This window comes from Streptomyces spongiae (assembly GCF_009377185.1).
GTDB classification, from domain to species: domain Bacteria; phylum Actinomycetota; class Actinomycetes; order Streptomycetales; family Streptomycetaceae; genus Streptomyces; species Streptomyces spongiae.
On record NZ_VJZC01000059.1, the window covers coordinates 1 to 19503 of the forward strand.

At 70.7% G+C, this 19503-nt stretch carries 10 protein-coding genes, 1 tRNA gene and 1 pseudogene; 6 read left to right on the top strand and 6 right to left on the bottom strand.

The window, feature by feature from the left end:
• Positions 1-117 precede the first annotated feature (117 nt).
• The 3 genes from cysS to FNH08_RS11765 all read left to right on the top strand — a co-directional run bounded on the left by cysS (position 118) and on the right by FNH08_RS11765 (position 4537).
• On the top strand, positions 118-1518 hold the full coding sequence (gene cysS / locus FNH08_RS11755) for a cysteine--tRNA ligase (protein ID WP_322724279.1): 1401 nt from the start codon (positions 118-120) through the stop codon (positions 1516-1518).
• A gap of 128 nt (positions 1519-1646) precedes the next feature.
• Positions 1647-2591, top strand: coding sequence for a 23S rRNA (guanosine(2251)-2'-O)-methyltransferase RlmB (rlmB, locus tag FNH08_RS11760; RefSeq protein ID WP_152771414.1), 945 nt, complete (start codon positions 1647-1649; stop codon positions 2589-2591).
• Positions 2592-2704: 113 nt separating this feature from the next.
• On the top strand, positions 2705-4537 hold the full coding sequence (locus FNH08_RS11765; protein WP_152771415.1) for a DoxX family protein: 1833 nt from the start codon (positions 2705-2707) through the stop codon (positions 4535-4537).
• A gap of 29 nt (positions 4538-4566) precedes the next feature.
• Here FNH08_RS11765 and FNH08_RS11770 read toward each other — a convergent pair.
• The 3 genes and pseudogenes from FNH08_RS11770 to FNH08_RS11780 all read right to left on the bottom strand — a co-directional run.
• A pseudogene (locus FNH08_RS11770) lies at positions 4567-5244 on the bottom strand (nucleotidyltransferase family protein); the annotation flags it as partial.
• A gap of 103 nt (positions 5245-5347) precedes the next feature.
• Entirely contained in the window at positions 5348-5803 is a 456-nt protein-coding gene (locus tag FNH08_RS11775) for a hypothetical protein (protein WP_322724280.1), read from the bottom strand.
• A gap of 196 nt (positions 5804-5999) precedes the next feature.
• Positions 6000-7091: an ABC transporter ATP-binding protein gene (locus tag FNH08_RS11780; RefSeq protein ID WP_152771416.1), complete on the bottom strand. Its 1092-nt coding sequence runs from the start codon at positions 7089-7091 to the stop codon at positions 6000-6002.
• A 264-nt stretch (positions 7092-7355) separates the two neighbouring features.
• On the opposite strand from FNH08_RS11780, the gene FNH08_RS11785 reads away from it, so the two are divergent.
• Positions 7356-7429: transfer RNA gene (locus FNH08_RS11785), tRNA-Thr, on the top strand.
• A 75-nt stretch (positions 7430-7504) separates the two neighbouring features.
• On the opposite strand, the gene FNH08_RS11790 is transcribed toward FNH08_RS11785, so the two are convergent.
• Positions 7505-8410, bottom strand: a complete 906-nt coding sequence (locus FNH08_RS11790) for an endonuclease/exonuclease/phosphatase family protein (RefSeq protein WP_322724281.1) — start codon at positions 8408-8410, stop codon at positions 7505-7507.
• Positions 8411-8866: 456 nt separating this feature from the next.
• Here FNH08_RS11790 and FNH08_RS11795 point away from each other — a divergent pair, with 456 nt between their 5' ends.
• The gene (locus tag FNH08_RS11795) at positions 8867-9922 is read left to right on the top strand and encodes a sugar-binding transcriptional regulator (protein WP_152771418.1); all 1056 of its coding nucleotides are present in this window, start codon (positions 8867-8869) and stop codon (positions 9920-9922) included.
• A 132-nt stretch (positions 9923-10054) separates the two neighbouring features.
• On the opposite strand, the gene FNH08_RS11800 is transcribed toward FNH08_RS11795, so the two are convergent.
• A complete protein-coding gene (locus FNH08_RS11800) occupies positions 10055-13399 on the bottom strand; it encodes a right-handed parallel beta-helix repeat-containing protein (protein ID WP_322724282.1) in 3345 nt (1114 codons plus the stop codon).
• A 98-nt stretch (positions 13400-13497) separates the two neighbouring features.
• Between FNH08_RS11800 and FNH08_RS11805 the strand changes: the two genes are divergently transcribed.
• Entirely contained in the window at positions 13498-14739 is a 1242-nt protein-coding gene (locus FNH08_RS11805; RefSeq protein WP_228034052.1) for a S8 family serine peptidase, read from the top strand.
• A gap of 491 nt (positions 14740-15230) precedes the next feature.
• On the opposite strand, the gene eccCa is transcribed toward FNH08_RS11805, so the two are convergent.
• Entirely contained in the window at positions 15231-19217 is a 3987-nt protein-coding gene (gene eccCa / locus FNH08_RS11815) for a type VII secretion protein EccCa (protein WP_322724283.1), read from the bottom strand.
• Positions 19218-19503: the final 286 nt, after the last annotated feature.

Here is a 19503-nt window from a genome sequence, read left to right on the forward strand (position 1 = left end):
CCCCCACCCCAGGGTCTGGGGGCGGAGCCCCGGGGCGAGGAACCACACATGTCACGAATGCGTGGCCCTCGTGTCATTAGTCGCTGTGCACTGGCCCGCGCCCACTACCCTGGAGTGGTGACCATTCGCCTGTACGACACCAGCGCCCGGCAGATCCGTGACTTCGCCCCGCTCAGGCCGGGTTGTGTCTCGATCTACCTCTGCGGCGCCACCGTGCAGGCCGCACCGCACATCGGGCACATCCGCTCGGGCCTCAACTTCGACATCATGCGCCGCTGGTTCGCCTACCGCGGCTACGACGTGACGTTCATCCGGAACGTGACCGACATCGACGACAAGATCATCACCAAGTCCGCGGACCAGGGCCGCCCGTGGTGGTCGATCGGGTACGAGAACGAGCGCGCGTTCAACGACGGGTACCAAGTACTGGGATGCCTGCCGCCCACGTACGAGCCGCGCGCGACGGGCCACGTGACCGAGATGGTCGAGATGATGCGCGGGCTCATCGAGCGCGGACACGCCTACGAGGCCGACGGGAACGTGTACTTCGACGTGAAGTCCTTCCCCGAGTACCTGCAGCTGTCCAACCAGGAGTTGGAGAACCTGCTGCAGCCCTCCGGCGAGGGCGAGACCGGCAAGCGGGACCCCCGCGACTTCGCCATGTGGAAGACCGCCAAGCCCGGTGAGCCGACCTGGGAGACGCCGTGGGGCCGCGGGCGGCCGGGCTGGCACCTGGAGTGCTCCGCCATGGCCCACAAGTACCTGGGCCGGGAGTTCGACATCCACGGCGGCGGGCTCGACCTGATCTTCCCCCACCACGAGAACGAGATCGCCCAGGCCAAGGCCTTCGGCGACGAGTTCGCCCGGTACTGGGTGCACAACGCGTGGGTCACCATGAGCGGCGAGAAGATGTCGAAGTCCCTCGGCAACTCGGTGCTCGTGAGCGAAATGGTCAAGCACTGGCGGCCGATCGTCCTGCGGTACTACCTCGGTACGCCGCACTACCGCTCGATGATCGAGTACAGCGAGGACTCCCTGCGCGAGGCGGAGTCGGCCTTCGCCCGTATCGAGGGCTTCGTACAGCGGGTCATGGAGAAGGCCGGCGGGGTCGTCGAGCCGTCGGCCGAGGTGCCGCCCGCCTTCGCCGAGGCCATGGACGACGACCTCGGGGTGCCGCAGGCGCTCGCGGTCGTGCACACCACCGTCCGCCAGGGCAACTCCGCCCTCGCCGCGGACGACAAGGAAGCCGCCGTGGAGCGGCTCGCCGAGGTCCGCGCGATGCTCGGCGTCCTCGGCCTCGACCCGCTCGACCCGCAGTGGGCGGGCGAGGGCGACCGGGGCGAGGACCTGCACGGGGTCGTCGACAGCCTCGTACGGCTCGTGCTCGACCAGCGTGAGGCGGCCCGCGCCCGTAAGGACTGGGCGACCGCGGACGCCATCCGGGACCAGCTCAACCAGTCCGGTCTGGTCATCGAGGACAGCCCGCAGGGGCCGCGCTGGTCCCTCGGTCCCCGCTGAGGCCCCCGCTGACCTTGAACGCCTCTTGATCGATTGTGCCGCCCGGCTCTCCGGGCGGCACACTGCCTAAGACGCACGTACGAACCAAGACGTACGTGCGAACGAACGCTCACGAAGACAGGTAGGTCATGGCCGCAAACAACCGCCGCATGTCCGGCAAGAAGGGCGCGCAGGTCGGCAGTGGCGGCCAGCGGCGCCGCGGGCTGGAGGGCAAGGGCCCGACCCCGCCCGCCGAGATGCGCAAGGGCCACGCCAAGCAGCGCGCCGCGAACGCCAAGGTGCGGCGGGCGACGCAGGGGCGGCCGCAGCCCAAGGGCCGGGGCGGCAAGTCGTCCTCCGAACTGGTCGTCGGCCGCAACCCCGTCGTCGAGGCGCTGCGCGAGGGCGTGCCCGCGTCCACGCTGTACGTCCAGCAGTTCATCGACAACGACGAGCGGGTCCGCGAGGCGCTCCAGCTCGCCGCCGACCGCGGCGGCATCAACCTCATGGAAGCCCCCCGTCCCGAGCTCGACCGCATGACGAACGGCCTCAACCACCAGGGCCTCGTCCTCCAGGTCCCGCCGTACGAGTACGCGCACCCCGAGGACCTCGCGGCCGCCGCGTACGACGAGGGCGAGGACCCGCTGATTGTCGCCCTCGACGGGGTGACCGACCCGCGCAACCTGGGCGCAGTCGTACGGTCCGTCGCCGCGTTCGGCGGGCACGGCGTGGTGGTGCCCGAGCGGCGCGCGGCCGGTATGACCGCCGGTGCGTGGAAGACGTCCGCCGGTACGGCCGCCCGTACGCCCGTCGCGCGCGCCACCAACCTGACGCGCGCCCTGGAGGCGTACAAGAAGGCCGGGATCGTGGTCGTCGGCCTCGCCGCCGACGGCGAGGCCGAGGTCGACCAACTGGAGGCCCTCGAAGGCCCCGTCGTCATCGTCGTCGGCAGCGAGGGCAAGGGCCTGTCCCGCCTCGTCGGCGAAACCTGCGACTTCCGGGTACGGATTCCGATGCCCGGCGGTGCGGAGTCGCTGAATGCCGGTGTGGCGGCGGGAGTTGTGCTGTACGAGGCGGCTCGCCGGCGCGCGTGAGAGCGGGGCTCACGGGGTGTTCGCGGTGTTCGGGGCGTTCGGGATGATCTTGATGCTGTCCGGACAGATCGGGGCGGTCAAGGCAGTGTCCTAACGTCACGTCACTCGGTTAGATGAGTGTGGACACCAGAACACCCCGCACACCCACGGGGGACCGCTCGTCTGGATTCGACGACGCTCCCGCGCTGAGCATGGTGAAGGTGCCGAGCGATCCGGCGCAGATCATCGTCAATCACGCGAGTTTCCGCGTGCAGTTGGGCGCCGCGCCGCGGGCCCAGTCCCCGCGGATCGCACGGTACTCGAGCGCCACCGAGGACACCGCGCGCATCCCTGCCATGGGCGCGGCGGGCCGGGCAGGCGCGGCTGCCGGCACCCGCCGCCGGGCGCCCGTCGTCTGGAGCGGGAAGTCCGCACCCGACGACACCGGCGCCCACCGGCTGCTGCAGGCCGTGCGGAACACGAGCGTGCACCACCACGCGGCCGACCCGGTGGGCGACGCCGGCGCGACCCAGGTCATCCCACGCGTCGACCAGCCCGGCGGATACCCCTCAGGGCCCGGATACGCCACCGAGGCCGGCCGCTACGGCACAGGACACGGCGGTCATGGCGGGCACGGTGGCCATGGCGGTCACGGCGGTCACGGCGGACACGGTGGTCACGGTGGTCACGACGGCGACCTGACCGTCGAGACCCCTGTCGTCGGCGCCCAGCGCAGCCACAGCGACCACGCCCCGGCCGGCGCCCGCATCCTGCCCACCATGCGCGGCACGGGCAGCGCGTACGACGAACCCGCGTACAGGGACGCCGGTTACGGCGAATCCGGTTACGCCGAATCCGGTTACGGCGAATCCGGCTACGCGGACGAGGAGTTCGACGAACCGTACGAGGACGCCGACGGACGCACCCGGGCCAGGCGCCACGGCAACGAGCCGCTGCGGCACGCCTATTACCCCGGCCGCCGGATGAACCTCGGCGTGGTCCTGCTGCCGTTGCGGGTCTTCCTCGGCTGCATCACCATCTACGCCGGCATGGGCAAGCTCTGCGACCCGCACTACTTCGACGGCGGCAAGCGCGGCTCCATGGTGAAGTGGCTCAACACGCTGCACCCGTGGGAAGTCGCCGAGCCGCTACGCCAGTTCGGCCTGGAACACCCCGTCGGCGCCGGCCTCGTCATCGCCTTCGCCCAGGTCGCCGTGGGCGTCCTCACGGTCCTCGGCCTGTGGCAGCGCGTCGCCGCCGTCTTCGGCGCCCTGCTGTCGGCCGCGCTGCTCGTCACCGTCAGCTGGAAAACCGTCCCCGCCTACGAGACCCCCGACATCATCTACCTCGCCGCCTGGTCCCCCCTGATCATCGCCGGCGCACCCGTCTACTCCGCCGACGGCCGCCTCGCCGGCAACGCCTGGCGCCGACTCGGCCCGCGCGCGGAGATCTGGGAACTGCGGCGCTACGTGCTGCGCCGCAGCGCCCTGCTCACCACCGTCGTCGTCGGACTCACCCTGCTCGTCGGCTCGGTGCTCGGCGGCGCCGTCCGGGACGCCGACCGCGTCGTCGTCCCCGGCCCGGGTGACGCCCCGCGCAACGAACTGCCCGGCTCACCGCTCCCCGAGGAGCCCGCCAAGCGCAAGAAGCGCACCCCGTCGTCCACCAACTCGCCCACGCAGGGTGCCACTTCGGCCAGCCCCTCGCAGGGTGCGAGCAGCCCGGGCGCGACCCGCGACACGGGTGCCGTCACCGGCGGCCGGCCCAGCCAGACCCAGGGCACGGCCGGTCAGGTCCCGCCCCAGCAGACGTCCCCCGGCCGGCAGGCCCCCAGCACCACCACGGGCCCGACCTCCAGCGGCGGCGCGTCCGGCGGCGCCTCCACGGGCGGTTCGAGCGGTTCGAGCTCCGGCGGAGGCGGCTCCGACGGAAGCCGGGACGGACTCGTGGGCGGCCTCCTCGGGTAACGACCGGCGGCTCGTACGAGAGCGTGTACGTCGATGGCGCGCCAGTACGCGCCGTGCGGGATCGAGAACCCGGCCAGGCGGCGCTCACGGGCCAGGCGCGGGAACGTGGTGCGCTCGTGGTCGCCGCGCTCGGGGAGCAGGGAGGCGAACTCGGGGGAGAAGACGTAGACGCCCGCGTTGATCTCGTACGTCGTCGGCGGGGCCTCGATGAAGTCCGTGACGCGGCCGAAGCCGTCCGTCTTCACGGCGCCCCACGGGATGCGCGGGCGGAAGAGGGCGAGCGTGGCGACCGCGTCGCGCTCGGTGTGGAAGTCCGCCATGTCGCGGAGCGAGAAACGGGTCCAGATGTCGCCGTTCGTCGCGTACCACGGCTGGTCGGGGTGGGGGAGATGGGACGCGGCGTACTTGAGGCCGCCGCCGCGGCCGAGGGGCTCCGTCTCGACGACCGTGGTGACGCGGACGGGCAGATCGGCCGACTCCAGCCACTTCTCCAGCACGTCGGCGAGATGGCCGCAGGAGACGACTACGTCGGTCACGCCCTCCTCGGCGAGCCAGTTGAACTGATGGCCGATGATCGGGGTGCCCGTACCGGGGATCTCGACCATCGGCTTGGGCCGGTCGTCGGTGTACGGGCGCAGCCGGGAACCCTGGCCACCGGCCAGGACGACGGCTTGAACGGGGCGCGACGCGGCGTTCGGATCGGTCATGACCGGAACTGTACGTGGCGCCCCGTTCGCGGGAGCACGACCCTGGGGATCGGTTGCGCGGCGGTCACCGCCCGGGTCGGGGACGGGCGGTCGCTGCGGGCGCTCAGCCGTGCTGGGTCAGCACGCCGGACGCGAAGGACGTGTCGCAGACCGGGCGGGCGTACGACTGGGCGCGGGACGGGCCGTACACCCTGACGGCCGCGCGGCCCAGGGCGCGGGCGATCGACGTGCAGTGGCGGGACAGCGACGGCCGGTCGTTCACGGCCTGCTGGAGGTGGGTGAGGGCGACTCCCGGGTCCCGCTCCTGGAGCTCCAGCAGCAGCTTGTCGCGCAGCACCTCGTGCGCGGCGCGGGTCTTGGTGCGGGCCTTGGTGCCCGAGGGGGCTTCGGCGGCGGCGAGTACCGAGTCCGAGGACGAGCTCCCGGACCAGTTGACCCGGGTGACCGCCAGGGTCCCGGAGAGCACCAGGACGACGGGGAGGACGAGAGCGAGACTGCGGCCGATCCGGCGGGCGGGGCCCGGGCCGCGCTGGGTCCGTTGGGTAGTGGTGTGCTTCACGCGAGCGAGGGTAGCGCGGGGTAGTTGTTTGGCGACACTTGGTCACCGGTTCGGGGGATGTGAGAGTGCGTGTTTCTGGGTAGGGGTTGACGCACATCGCTCGAAAACAACCGGTTTTGCCGGAGTGCCCGCGAGCAGCGAAGAGGGCCCCGTGGTGGTCCGCGGGGCCCTCTTCGTCAACCTGCGTGGGTGTGCGTCAGTCGGACAGGCGCTCGCCCGTGGAGGTCGAGAACACGTGCGTCTCGCCGGAGCGCGGGACGATGTGCAGCGTGCTGCCCTTCTCCGGGACGTCACGGCCGCTGACGCGGACGACGAGGTCCTTCGAGTCGTCGCCGCCGACCTTCGCGGTGCCGTAGACGTACGCGTCGGCGCCGAGCTCCTCGACCACGTTCACGGTGACCGCGAGACCCTGGTCCGAGTCGGAGCCGGCCACGTCGAAGTGCTCGGGGCGGACACCGACGGTGACGGTCTTGTCGGTGGCGGCGGAGAGCGCCTCACGGTCCACCGGGACGACCGAGTTGCCGAACTTCACGCCGCCGTCGGTGATCGGGACCTCGACCAGGTTCATCGCCGGGGAGCCGATGAAGCCGGCCACGAAGAGGTTCGCCGGGCGGTCGTACATGTTGCGCGGGGTGTCGACCTGCTGGAGCAGACCGTCCTTGAGCACGGCCACGCGGTCGCCCATCGTCATGGCCTCGACCTGGTCGTGGGTGACGTAGACGGTGGTGATGCCGAGGCGGCGCTGCAGCGACGCGATCTGCGTACGGGTCGAGACACGGAGCTTGGCGTCGAGGTTCGACAGCGGCTCGTCCATGAGGAACACCTGCGGCTCACGCACGATGGCGCGACCCATCGCGACACGCTGGCGCTGACCACCGGAGAGGGCCTTCGGCTTACGGGCCAGGTAGTCGGTGAGGTCCAGGATCTTGGCCGCGTCCTCGACCTTCTGACGGATCTCGGCCTTCGGCACACCGGCGATCTTGAGCGCGAAGCCCATGTTGTCGGCGACGGTCATGTGCGGGTACAGCGCGTAGTTCTGGAACACCATGGCGATGTCCCGGTCCTTCGGCGGCAGGTGCGTGACGTCGCGGTCACCGATGCGGATGGCGCCGCCGTTCACGTCCTCGAGCCCGGCGAGCATCCGGAGCGAGGTGGACTTTCCACAGCCGGACGGACCGACCAGAACGAGGAACTCCCCGTCCTCGATGTGGATGTCGAGCCCGTCCACAGCGGGCTTCTCGGTGCCCGGGTAGATCCGGGTCGCCTTGTCGAACGAGACAGTGGCCATGGGTCGTAGGCCCCCTTCTACCGGCAGGAACGTGCCGGACGATCCGTTGTAGGAAGGTGGTGATCCGCCGCGACAGCTATGTACGCCTCCGCGGTGGTGTAGTCCACACGTGTGAACTGGGTCAGGACGGTACCTGGCGTTCACCTGGTCTGTCAGTAGTCCGGGCCCTGTGAACTTCGCGGAAATTTTCGACGGGGGTCGGCCGCGACGTGGGTACACTGCACGGGCGTGCATGCGTGAGCACCTCTGCGCACCCGTGCACGGGCCTCCTTAGCTCAGCTGGTCAGAGCGCCGCTCTTGTAAAGCGAAGGTCGTCGGTTCGAATCCGACAGGGGGCTCTGTGAAGTGCTGCGCCGCCCCCGTGATCCGGTTGGTCACGGGGGCGGCGGCTTGTTACGGGGGCGAGGTCGGAGTCAGCCCAGGGTCAGTGCGGCCTGTACGGGTAGGTGGTCGCTGGGGTACTGCCCGTTCGCGGAGAAGGTGTTGATCGACGCGCGGTGGGTCGTGATGCCCGGTGTGGTCAGGATCCAGTCGATGCGGTCGCCGCCTGGGGTCAGGGGGCGGTAGCCGTGGAAGGTGGCGTAGAGCTCGCTGCGGTCGGTCGCCGTGTCCCAGGTGTCGGTGAGGCCGGCTCCCAGCATCGTGTCGCAGACCGGGTTTCCGTGGGCCGCGACGTTGAAGTCGCCGGTGATGATGAGGGGGAGGGCGCGGTCCAGGCCCGTGATCCGTTGGGTGATCAGGGTCGCGGCGCGGGCGCGTGCGTTCTGGCTGGCGTTGTCCAGGTGGGTGTTCAGGACGTAGAACTGTCTGTCGCCGTCGTGCAGGTCGCGGAAGCGTACCCAGGTGACCATGCGGATGGAGCCGCCGCCCCAGGTGTTCGATCCGACCACGTTCGGGGTGTCGGACAGCCAGAAGTGGTCGTACTCGAGGGGTGCGAGTCGGCGGGTGTCGTAGAAGACCGCCATGTACTCGTCGCGGCTGCCGCCGGCGCGTCCGGTGCCGATCCAGCGGTAGTGCGGTCCGAGGTCGGCCTCGATGTCGAGGAGCTGTTGGTAGAGGCCTTCCTGGGTGCCGATGACGTGGGGTTTCTCCTGGCGCAGCAGTGTGCGCATGACCGGTCGGCGGGCGGCCCAGCTGTTGGGTTCGGTGGTGCTCGCGTAGCGCAGGTTGAAGGACGTGACGTTCAGGGGGTGGCTGGGGCGTTCCGCTGCGGTGGCGGGCCTCGCGGGGAGTGCTGTGGGGGCGAGGGGCAGGAGGGCCGTGGTGGCGAGTGCGGTCTTGAGGCTCAGGCGGCGTGTGACTCGGCTGTGGTTCGGCACAGGAGCTCCTTCTGTGGCGGTTTCCGGGCGAGTCGTTCCGCAGGGGAGTTTGATCCGGCGGCGTGTGCGCCTCATGTGTCGGGCGTGAACATGTCGCGTTATGGGCGTGTACATGACTGAAAGGGGGTGTTGGGTGGCTGAACCGCCCCTGCGCCGCGCTCGTCTTGTTGAGTACGTAGCCTTGAACTGATGACCGTGGGACTGGAGTTGACCGGATTGCGGTGACGTGTTCCGTCCGTGGTCCGACCTGGTCATCCAGGCCGTGGGGGGAGGTGTGAGTGTGGAAAGGAGCCAGGTGTTGACAACTGACGGAGCGCCGGGTGCGCGAACTCGACGGCACTCTTTACGGGGGCACTCCTTACGGGTGGAGAGACTCTGTGTCCGTGGGGTCCGCGGCCCCCGCTGTCCGCTGCTCGGTCCGACCGGGACCGGCTTATGAGCCCGTATCCGGACGACATGAGCGAGTCCCGCGAGACTGATCCTTCCCCCGCGCCGATCGACAAACTCCTCGCCGCCGCCGTCGCCAGACGCTTCTACCTGGAGAACCAGTCGAAGGTCGACATCGCCAAGGCGTTCAACATCAGCCGCTTCAAAGTGGCCCGCCTCCTCGACGCCGCGCTGGCCCACGACATCGTGCGGATCGACATCACCGTCCCGGCCGAGATCGACGTACCGCTCTCTCAGGCCCTGACCGAACGCTTCGGACTGCGGCACGCTGTCGTCGTCAACCTGACCTCGGGCGAGGGTGGCGTACCGGCCGTGGGGGACGCGCAGCAGGTCAGCCGCTGGCTCGGAACGGCGGCGGCGCAGCTGATTTCGGAGATCATCGAAGGGGACGACGTCCTCGGGCTGGACGGAAGCCGTTCGGTGGAGGCGCTCAGTGAGGCGGTCGCCCGGCTGCCTTCCTGTGACGTGGTCCAGCTGACCGGAGTGCACGGGCAGGACCTGGCCAATGACACCGTGGTCGCCGCGGTCCGCCGTACCGCCGAGGCGGGCGGTGGCCGGGCGTTTCCCCTGTACGCGCCCTTCGCTCTGCCGAACGCGCAGACGGCGTCCATCCTCAGAAGCCAGCCGGCCATCGCCGGGACGCTGGACCGTTTCGGCCGGGTGACCAAGGCGGTGGTCGGTGTCCGTGCGTGGGAGGCGGATCGCTCGCCGGTGTACGAGGCGCTGACCGATCAGGAGCGCGAGATGTACCGGGCGTCCGGAGCGTGCGCCGAGGTGGCCGGTCAGCTCTTCGACGCGGCGGGCCAGGCGGTTCCGATGAGGCTGAACGCTCGTACGATCGCCATCAGCGCCGCCGAACTCCGCCGTGTTCCGGAGGTGATCGGCGTCTCGGGTGGTGAGCGGAACGCCGGGGCGATCCGCGCGGTCGTGAGGTCGGGCCTCCTCACCGGGGTCGTCACGGACGCGACGACCGCGCGCCGTCTCCTGGGGGACGAGGGTGTGGACGAGGGTGCGGATGACGTGTCGCGGGCGAGGGGTGCGAAGGTCGTGGAAGCGGCCGGGTGAGCCCGGGTGAGCGATGGCGGGGCGCTCGGCGGGACGGGATCGGGGCGGCGGCGCGCGCTGAGGGGTGAGGCGCCCGCCGGCGCGTGGCTGCCGGCGGACGGTCTCCTTCCAGAGGGTGGCTCGACGCCCTTCTCACAGGGTGGCTTGTTGCTGTGCCGGTCGGTCCGTGGGCGGCAGGTCCTCCGGGAGCAGCGTTGTGAGGTCGGCGAGGGTGGGTGACGGGAGTCCGCCGAGGCGGCGGGCCTGGTTGGTCATCATGGTCTCCAGCAGTCGGCGCGCGAGCCGGGCGTTGCCGAAGGAGCGGTCCCGGGGGATCGCGTCCACGTGGGCCCGTAGCGCCGTGAGGGTGTCGTCCCCGCACTCGTAGCCGGAGGTGGTGGCGTGCCGGGTGACGATGGTGACGAGTTCGTCGGTGCTGTAGTCCTCGAACTGCACGTATTTGGAGAACCGGGAGGACAGTCCGGGGTTGGAGGTGAGGAAGTGCTCCATCTCCTCGGTGTATCCGGCGACGATGACCACGACCTCGTCGCGGTGGTCCTCCATGAGTTTGAGGAGGGTGTCGACGGCTTCGCGTCCGAAGTCGTTGGCGGCGCCTCCCTCGGGGGTGAGGGTGTAGGCCTCGTCGATGAACAGCACGCCTCCCAGCGCGCTGGTGAAGACTTCTTTCGTGCGCTGGGCGGTGTGGCCGATGTACTGGCCGACCAGGTCGGCGCGGGCCACCTCGACGAGGGTGGGGCGGGGCAGGACTCCCAGCGAGTGGAGGAGTTTGGCGTACAGCCGGGCCACGGTGGTCTTGCCGGTGCCGGGGGGTCCGGTGAAGACCAGGTGGTTGCTGATCCTGGGGGCGGGCAGCCCGGCCGCGAGCCGCTGCCGGGCGTTGGACAGCAGGTTGACCAGGTCGGTGACCTCCCGTTTCACGGCCCCGAGGCCCACCATGGCCGTGAGTTCGGTCATCGGGTCGGTGGCGTCGGCGGTGTCGCCCGTGTGCTGTGACGTTCCGCCTACGGCCGCGGACTCGGCCTCGCCGACGTCTTGCGGCAGCAGCAGGGTGAGGTCGTTCTCGCCGGGGTCCGGCATGGACGCCAGCCGGAACGCCTGCCGGTCCACCATTTCCTCGAACACTCCGCGGGCCGCGCGGCCGTTGCCGAAGGAGGCGTCGCGTGTCATGCCCTCGAAGCGTACGGCGAGTGCCTCGCGGGTCAGCGGCCCGAGCTCGTACTGGTGCTTGACGCACATGCTCTCGGTGATGGTCACCAGCTCGTCCACGGCGTAGTTGCCGAACTCGATGGTGCGGGTGAAGCGGGAGGCGAGGCCGGGGTTGGCGGACAGGAACGACTCCATCTGCTCGGAGTATCCGGCCGCCACCACGACCACGTCGTCGCGGTGGTCCTCCATGAGTTTGAGGAGGGTGTCGACGGCTTCGCGTCCGAAGTCGTTGGAGGCGCCTCCTTCGGGGGTGAGGGTGTAGGCCTCGTCGATGAACAGCACGCCTCCGAGTGCGCTGGTGAAGGCCTCGGTGGTCTTGATGGCCGTACCGCCGATGATCTGGGCCACCAGGTCGGCGCGTGCGACCTCGACCAGGTGTCCGGAGCGCAGCACACCCAGGTCCGCCAGGATGGATCCGTAGAGGCGGGCGACGGTGGTCTTGCCGGTGCCGGGTGGTCCGGCGAAGATCAGGTGCCGGCTCATCGATGGGACCGGCATGCCGAGACGGCGGCGGCGTTCCGCGAGCTGGTTGAGGTTGACCAGGGTGTTGACCTGGTGTTTGACGTTGTCCAGGCCGATGAGCGCTTCCAACTCGGCCAGCGGGCTCTCCGGTTCGGGTGTCTTCGTGGCGTGGCCGGGTGTGCCGTTCTCGCCGGTGGGCTCGGCGTTCTCGCCCCAGCGGTCCGCCGTGCCGTTGTCCGCGCTGGTGAGGAACTCGACCGAGAGCCGGTCGCCGGAGCGGCTCTGCCTGAGTCCGGCTCCCCGGTTGTCGCGTACGACGCAGCGGGTGACGGTGACGGGGTCGGTGCTGTCGATTCGGATGCCGTCGCCGGTGCTGCCGGTGACCTCGCAGGTGGTGAGGGAGGCTCGGCCGCCGTGCGCCACCTGGATTCCGTGGGCCTTGGAGCCGCTCACGCGCACCCGGTCGAGGGTGACCTCGCCGTTGTCCTGGACGCTCACACCCGCGTCGGCGCTGTCGATGATCTCGCAGTCCCGCAGGGTTCCCCGCCCGTGCTCGCCGATGAGGACGCCCGACCCGGAGGAGGAACGCAGCACGGTGTCGGTGACCTCGGGGTCCGCGTCGTCGTCGATGCTCAGGCCGCAGCCGCCCGCGGACTCGATCTCGCAGTGTTCCAGGCGGCCGCGGCCGTCGTCGGTGATCTGGATGCCGTGTCCGCCCGCTCCGATGACCCGGGTGCGGCGCAGGAGAGGGTTGGCGGAGCGTACGGAGATGCCGACCCCGGTCGCGTCCAGTACGTCGAGGCGGTCGAACTCGGCGGCGGAGTCGTCTGCCAGCAGTACCGCGGCCGAGGCGTCGGCGCAGTCGCTGACGACGGTGTCCCGGAGCAGTGGGGAGCTGCCCTCGACGACCCGGATGGCGGGCTCGGTGGAGGTGTGGAAGGCGCAGTCCTCCAGGGTTCCGCGGGAGCGGTCGAGGACGAGGAGTCCGCTGTTCTTGGTGCGCCGGGTGACGCAGTGGCGCAGCAGTGGGTCGGCCCCGCTGGAGATGACGATCGCGGTCTGGGTGATGGACTCGAAGGTGGTTTCCTCGATCTCGGGCCGGGAGACGCTGCTCACCAGCAGTCCCACCGAGGTGTGGTGGACGGTGGTCCTGAGGATCCGGGTCGAGCTGTGGCCTTCCAGGGCGATGGCGGGTTTGTCGGTGCCGGAGATGTCGCAGCCGTCCACGGTGCCTCTGGCTTCGCCGCTTGCGAGGACGCCGTTGGCCCGTGCGCCGCGTATCCGGCAGTCGCGGATGAGGGGGGCGGCCGTTTCGCCGATGACCACGGCGGAGGTGCCGAAGTTCTCGAACACGCAGTCCTCGACGACGCTCTCGGCCTCCGAGGAGTCGACGAGTCCGGCGCCGCCGGGGTTGCTGATCCGGCAGTCGCGGGCGGCCAGCGAGCCCTTGCCGCGGACCAGTAACGCCGTCCATCCCGCTCCGGTGACGGTGCAGCCGTCGAGGGCCGCCTGGCCCGCGGGTACGTCCACGACGGCGAGTTCCTTGTCGCGTCCGCGCAGGGTGAGGCCGCTGAGCATGACGGCGTCGGCCATGAGGCTGACGGCGCTGCCGGCGCGGGGGCTGATCTCGACGGCTCCCGGCTCGCCCTCGGCGACGATCGTCACCCGGTTCCTGACGACGAGGTTCTCGGGGTAGCGCCCGGGGTGTACCCGGATCACCGCGCCGGTGCGTGCCTGGGCCAGTGCCTCACCGATCGTCTGGAAACTGTCCGTGCGTTCCGGGCTGACCGTGAGTATGTGCCGTGCCACGCGCCTCGAACCTCCTTGGTATTTCTGCGACTTGGGCCCTGCTCTGTACCGACGGGAACCTGTGTCATGCGCATATCATAGGTATGATGCGAGGTGTCATGAAATACAGGTATGCGTGCCTTGTGGTGGCTGTTGCCGCCTTCATGCCGGTCACCGGTGTGCCCGCCCACGCCGTGCAGGGGGGAAGGTCGGTCGTTCCGGCCGCAGTTCCGGCCGCTGTTCCGGCCGCGGACGACCCGGGCACCACGCGACTGCCTCCGCTGCCGGTGCGCCTCGGCGAGGACAGCCCGTGCACCGGCGCCTCGGAGGCGACGGCCACCGGAGCGGCGTGGTCGCAGACGGCTCTCGGGCTGTCGTGGGCCCAGCGGATCTCCCGGGGTGCCGGGGTGACCGTCGCCGTGGTGGACACGGGTGTCTCCTCGGGCGTGCCCAGCCTGTCCGGGCGGGTGACGGCCCTCGACGGTGCCGGTGAGGACTGTGTGGGGCACGGCACCTTCGCCGCGGGGCTGATCGCCGCCGCGCCCCAGAAGGGCAGCGGTGTCACGGGGATCGCTCCGGAGGCCGAGATCGTCGCGCTGCGGGGGGCCGACGACCGCGGTGTGCCCTCCGCCGAGCGCGTCGCCCTCGGTATTCGTACGGCGGCGGACCGGGGCGCGCAGGTCATCTATGTCGGCCACGCCCTGCGGACCGGGAAGGCGGAGCTGACCGCTGCCGTCGCCCACGCCACGCGGCGTGACGCGCTCGTGGTCGCCCCCGCGGCTCCGGACGCCGTGCCGCGTGAGGAACTCGGGCCCGACGGGGAGATGCCCGAGGGGCCGTACTGGCCCGCCGCCGCGCCGGGCGTGCTGGCCGTCGTGGACTTCGGGCGCAACGGCGTCCGGCAGGAGAAGGCTCCGCCCGCGTACGAGCCGGACCTGTCGGCGCCCGGCAGCTCCATGGTCAGCGTCGGGCCGCGGGGCTCCGGGCACTACATCGGCTCCGGCGCCTCGCTGGCGGCGGCCGGTACGGCCGGGGCCGCCGCACTCGTACGGGCGTACCGGCCCGAGATGACCGCGGCGGAGGTGGCCGGGCGGCTGCTCGCGACCAGCTATCCGTCGGACACGCCCCGGCTCGACCCCTACGCTGCTCTGTCCGTCGTCCCGGAAGAGGCCGAGGCCACGCCCGGGCGGCCCGAGCCCGCCCACCTGCCGGAGGCCGCCGACCCCGGTCCCCGTAACCGGGCTCTGGCGATCGCGGGCGGGGGTCTGGCGGTGGTCCTGCTTGTCGGAGCGATGGCCGCGGTGCTTCCTCGTGGCAGGGCGAGGAACTGGCTGCCGGGGGGCTCCGCCCGGGGGCAGTGAGCGGGGTGTCCGAGTGTGGGCGCGGCGTCTGCCTGGCTGGTGTCGTTGTGTTGCTGCGGGTTCGTTGTGGCTTGTCGCGCAGTTCCCCGCGCCTGGCCTCCGGCGGGTGGGTGCGGCTACTCGTCTGCCGGGTTCCTGTCGGTGGGTGGCTGCGGGCTCGTCGTGGCTTGTCGCGCAGTTCCTTGCGCCCCTGGAGGGGCTTGCGCCCCTGGAGGGGCTTGCGCCCCTGGAGGGGCTTGCGCCCCTGGAGGGGCTTGCGCCCCTGGAGGGGCTTGCGCCCCTTTTGGGGCGCGGTTCGGCTGGGTGGGCGCGGCGTCTGCCTGGCTGGCGTTGTTGTGTTGCTGCGGGCTCGTCGTGGCTTGTCGCGCAGTTCCCCGCGCCCCCAAACGGGCCTGCGCCCCCAAACGGGCCTGCGCCCCCAAACGGGCCTGCGCCCCCAAACGGGCCTGCGCCCCCTTCGGGGCGCGGGCCTCTCGCGGCTGTGTGAGGCATCAGTCGTCGGCCCCCAGCCGTGGTGTCTGGATCTGTAGCGTCTTGCGGCGGGCGATTCGGACGGCCCGGCCGGGGATCAGTTCGCGGCCCTTCACGTTGCCGAACAGGTAGCCCTCGCTCGGGGGGCAGGACATCAGGAGGCCGGGGGTGTTCACCTCCTGGAGTCTGCGCAGCAGGGGCTCGTTGAGGGCGCGGCCGGCTCCGGCGGAGGAGCGGGCCACGATCATGTGGAGACCGACCTCGTGGCCGAGCGCGAGATGGTCGAGCAGCGGGCTGAACGGCTGCGTCATGGGACCGCTGCCCACCATGTCGTAGTCGTCGACCAGGATGAACAGCCGCGGGCCCTTCCACCAGTCGGCCTGCCTCATCCGTGACGGGGCGATGTCCTCCCCGGGAACCCGCTGCCTGACGGCCCTGGCCGCTCCGTCCACGAGTTCCTTCAGCATGTCCAAGGACACGGCGTGGCCGAGCCGGTACGGCTCGGGGATGCTCTCCACCAGCTCCCGCCGGTAGTCCACGGTCATGATGCGGGCCTCAGCGGGGGTGTACCGCTCGGTGATGCCCTTGGCGATCACCTTAAGCAGGTTGGTCTTGCCGCATTCGGTGTCGCCCACCACGACCAGGTGCGGGTTCTCGGTGAAGTCGTGCCACACCGGGGCGATGTCGTTCTCGTCCAGGCCGATGGCGACCCGCAGGCCGAGGTCGCCCCCGGCGTCGGGGAGCTCGTCGACGGACAGGCTGGTCGGCAGCATGCGCACGCGGGGCGCGGCCGGTCCCGTCCAGTTCTCGTCGATCGCGGCGACGAGACCGGCGACGCCGTCGGCGAGGTCGTCGGCGTCCTCCACGCCGTCGACGCGCGGCAGAGCCGAGAGGTAGTGCAGCTTGTCGGCGGTCAGGCCCCGGCCGGGGCTGCGCGGCACGGTCGCCGCCTTGCGGGAGTCGATCTGGGAGTCCATCGCGTCTCCCATCCGCAGCTCAAGGCGGGTCCCGGTCTGGTCGCGTACGGACGACGACAGCTCCACCCACCGGGCCGTGGTCACCATGAGGTGGACGCCGTAGTTGAGTCCGCGCGCGGCCAGCGCGTTGAACGTGGGGATGTGGCGGTCGAAGTCCTGGCGCACGGTGGACCAGCCGTCGACGACCAGGAAGACGTCGCCGTGCGGCTCGTCGGGGAACTCGCCCGCCGCCCGCCGTTTGCGGTACGTGGGCATGGAGTCGATGCCGTTCTCCAGGAAGAACCGTTCCCGTCGGCTGAGCAGTCCGGTGACCTCGGCGATCACCCGGCCCACCCGTTCGGTGTCCACCCGGGCCGCCACGCCGCTCATGTGGGGCAGGCCGTCGAGGGCGGCGAGGGTGCCGCCGCCGAAGTCCAGGCAGTAGAACTGCACCTCACGCGGGGTGTGGGTGAGGGCGAGCGCGGTGATGAGGGTCCTCAGCAGGGTGCTCTTGCCGCTCTGCGGGCCACCGGCGATCCCGACATGGCCGCCGGCCGCCGACAGGTCCACCGTCAGCAGATCGCGGAGCTGGTCGAACGGCCGGTCCACGATGCCCACCGGGACGGTGAGCCGGCCCCGCTGCGGCCAGTCGGCCGTGGTGAGGCCGTACCGCGGATCGGGCGTCAGCGGCGGCAGGATCTGGTCCAGGGTGGGCGGGGTGTCGAGCGGTGGCAGCCAGACCTGGTGGGCGGGCCGGCCCGAGCCACGCAGCCGGTCGAGCGCCACCGCCAGCAGCGACTCCCCGCTCTCCTCCTCGCCCTCCGCCTCCGGCTCCTCCTCGGCGGCCCCGGTGAGATCCGGGTCCGCGGGGGCCCGCGGCACCACCCACTCCGCCGTCCACGGCACCACCTGACGCGCCACCTGCGCCTGGACGACGGCACGGCGCCGCTGGTAGGGGCCCGAGACGTACGCGGCACGGAACCGGGTCAGCGCGTCGACACCGCTCTTGAGGAAACCGGCGCCCGGCTGCGCGGGCAGCTCGTAGGCGTCCGGCACGCCCAGCACGCCACGGCTCTCCATCGCGGAGAAGGTGCGCAGCCCGATCCGGTACGACAGATGGCTCTCCAGCTGGTGCATACGGCTCTCGTCGAGCCGCTGCGAGGCGAGCAGCAGATGCACCCCGAGCGAGCGGCCGAGCCGCCCGATCATGATGAACAGCTCCATGAAGTCTCGGTGCGCGGACAGCAGTTCGCTGAACTCGTCGACCACGACGAACAGGCTGGGCAGCGGCTCCAGCGGCGTACCGGACTGCCGGGCCTTCTCGTACTCCAGGGCGGAGGTGTAGTTCCCGGCGGCCCGCAGCAGTTCCTGACGGCGTATCAGTTCACCGTGCAGGGCGTCCTGCATACGGGCGACCAGGGCCACCTCGTCGGCGAGGTTGGTGATGACCGCGGAGGTGTGCGGCAGCTCGTCGAGGCCGAGGAAGGTGGCGCCGCCCTTGAAGTCGACCAGGACGAAGTTCAGGGTCTCCGAGGAGTTGGTGAGGGCGAGCGCGAGTACGAGCGTCCGCAGCAGCTCGCTCTTGCCGGAGCCGGTGGCGCCGATGAGCATGCCGTGCGGGCCCGTACCGCCCTGCGCGGACTCCTTGATGTCCAGCTCCACCGGCCTGCCGTCGGCGCTGACCGCGATGGGCACCCGGAGCCGGGCGCTGCCCGTGGCCTGCTGCCAGAGCGTGGCGGGCTCGTGCCGGTGCAGATCCGGGATGTTCAGCAGCGAGGTCAGCTCGACGTCGGTGGCGAGCGGCTTGGAGTCGTCGCCGCCCACGCCCATCCGGTACGGCGCGAGCAGCCGGGCCAGCGCCAGCGCTCCCACGGGGCCGAACCGGTCGGGCCTGCCGAGCACGGTCGACTGCTCCTTGCGGTCGCGGTCGGTCCGTACGAGCGCGACGCTGTCCTCGGCCACCTCCAGGCGCAGGGTGGTGCGGCCGGGCTTCCACGACAGGGCGCCCGTGAGGTCGAGCACCACCGCGTTGCGGAACCCGTATCCGTCGAAGCGGTGGCCGGAGGGCATGGTGCAGCCGTCGATCACGATGACCGTGTAGGGCTCCTCCCGTCCCGGGACCGCCTCGGGGTCGGCGCCCGGACGCTCGTGGAACTCGGCACCGAGCAGCCCCTCCAGCTCGTTGAAGGCCGAGGTGATCATGCGGGCCGGTCCCGCGCCGTCCTCCTCGTGCCGGTGGAGGCTGTGCGGGAGCCACTTCGCCCACTCCCACTCGGCCCGCCGCTCGTCCGAGACGCACAGCGCGATCCACAGGTCCTCGGGGGAGTGGAAGGTGGCCAACTGGGCGAGCAGGGAGCGCACCAGAGCGCGCGTCCGCTCCTCGTCCCCGCGGAAGAGCACCTTCGACCAGGCCCGCAGATAGATCGCGATGGGCTGGTCGCGTACGGTCGAGTAGGCCTTGGTGAAGCTGCGCAGCGCGTGCGCGGACAGCGGTTCGAGGTCCTCGACGGGTTTCGTCGACAGCGGGGTCAGCTTCATCGCGATGCGCTGGTCACCGACGCCCATCCGGACCTCCGCGAAGTCCTCGTCGGAGGCGCGGCGTTCCCACAGCCGGGTGCTGCGCACGAAGGAGGACAGCGCGTCGGGCTCGGGGTGGCGCCAGGAGAGGGCGCGCTGCTGGTCGACGACGGACGCCCGCACCTTGCGCCGGGTCTGCCGCAGATAGCGCAGATAGTCGCGGCGTTCGCCCTTCAGCCGCTGCTTGCGGTCGGCGTTGCGCTTCATGACCTGACCGAGCATCATCGCGGCCGAGGCGACCACCATCATGCCGAGCGCGATATAGATGAATCCACCGCTGGAGCGCGCCATACCGGGCCGCATGAACATCAGCATCATGGAAACGGACATCAGCGCCATCGGCAGGTATGTCCATACCGCGGAAGTGTCCGGCACGACTTCGGGAAGCGTCGGCGGTTCCTGAAGACTCAGTTCACCCGACGGTAATTCCGGACCTCTGCGGCGTGCGGGCCTGCGGAACAGGATCACGCTCACGAAATGGACTCCTCGATGATGGCGGAACAATTCCGGTGGCGACGGCACGGCGTCAGCCGGTGTTCACCGTTTCCCGGTTGTCCGGAACGGCCTTTGCACCGCTGATATTCCGGACCGAAGAACGTTTCCCGAATGCGCTCGGCGGAGGCTGTATGGAGGGCTGTATTGTTCAGCGGTGTTGCGAAGGGGACCGGTCGACCGCCAGTCTCCTCGGCGCGCACCATGCCCGACTTCCCGTCACGTTCAGTGATCGACCGGCGTGCCGCTTCCCACCTTCCAGCCACCG

Excerpts from the sequence above, each read along its gene's own strand:
- FNH08_RS11780 (WP_152771416.1), bottom strand. The coding sequence starts at position 7,091 with ATGGCCACTGTCTCGTTCGACAAGGCGACCCGGATCTACCCGGGCACC.
- FNH08_RS11765 (WP_152771415.1), top strand. The coding sequence starts at position 2,705 with ATGAGTGTGGACACCAGAACACCCCGCACACCCACGGGGGACCGCTCG.
- rlmB (WP_152771414.1), top strand. The coding sequence starts at position 1,647 with ATGGCCGCAAACAACCGCCGCATGTCCGGCAAGAAGGGCGCGCAGGTC.
- FNH08_RS11805 (WP_228034052.1), top strand. The coding sequence starts at position 13,498 with ATGAAATACAGGTATGCGTGCCTTGTGGTGGCTGTTGCCGCCTTCATG.
- FNH08_RS11795 (WP_152771418.1), top strand. The coding sequence starts at position 8,867 with ATGAGCGAGTCCCGCGAGACTGATCCTTCCCCCGCGCCGATCGACAAA.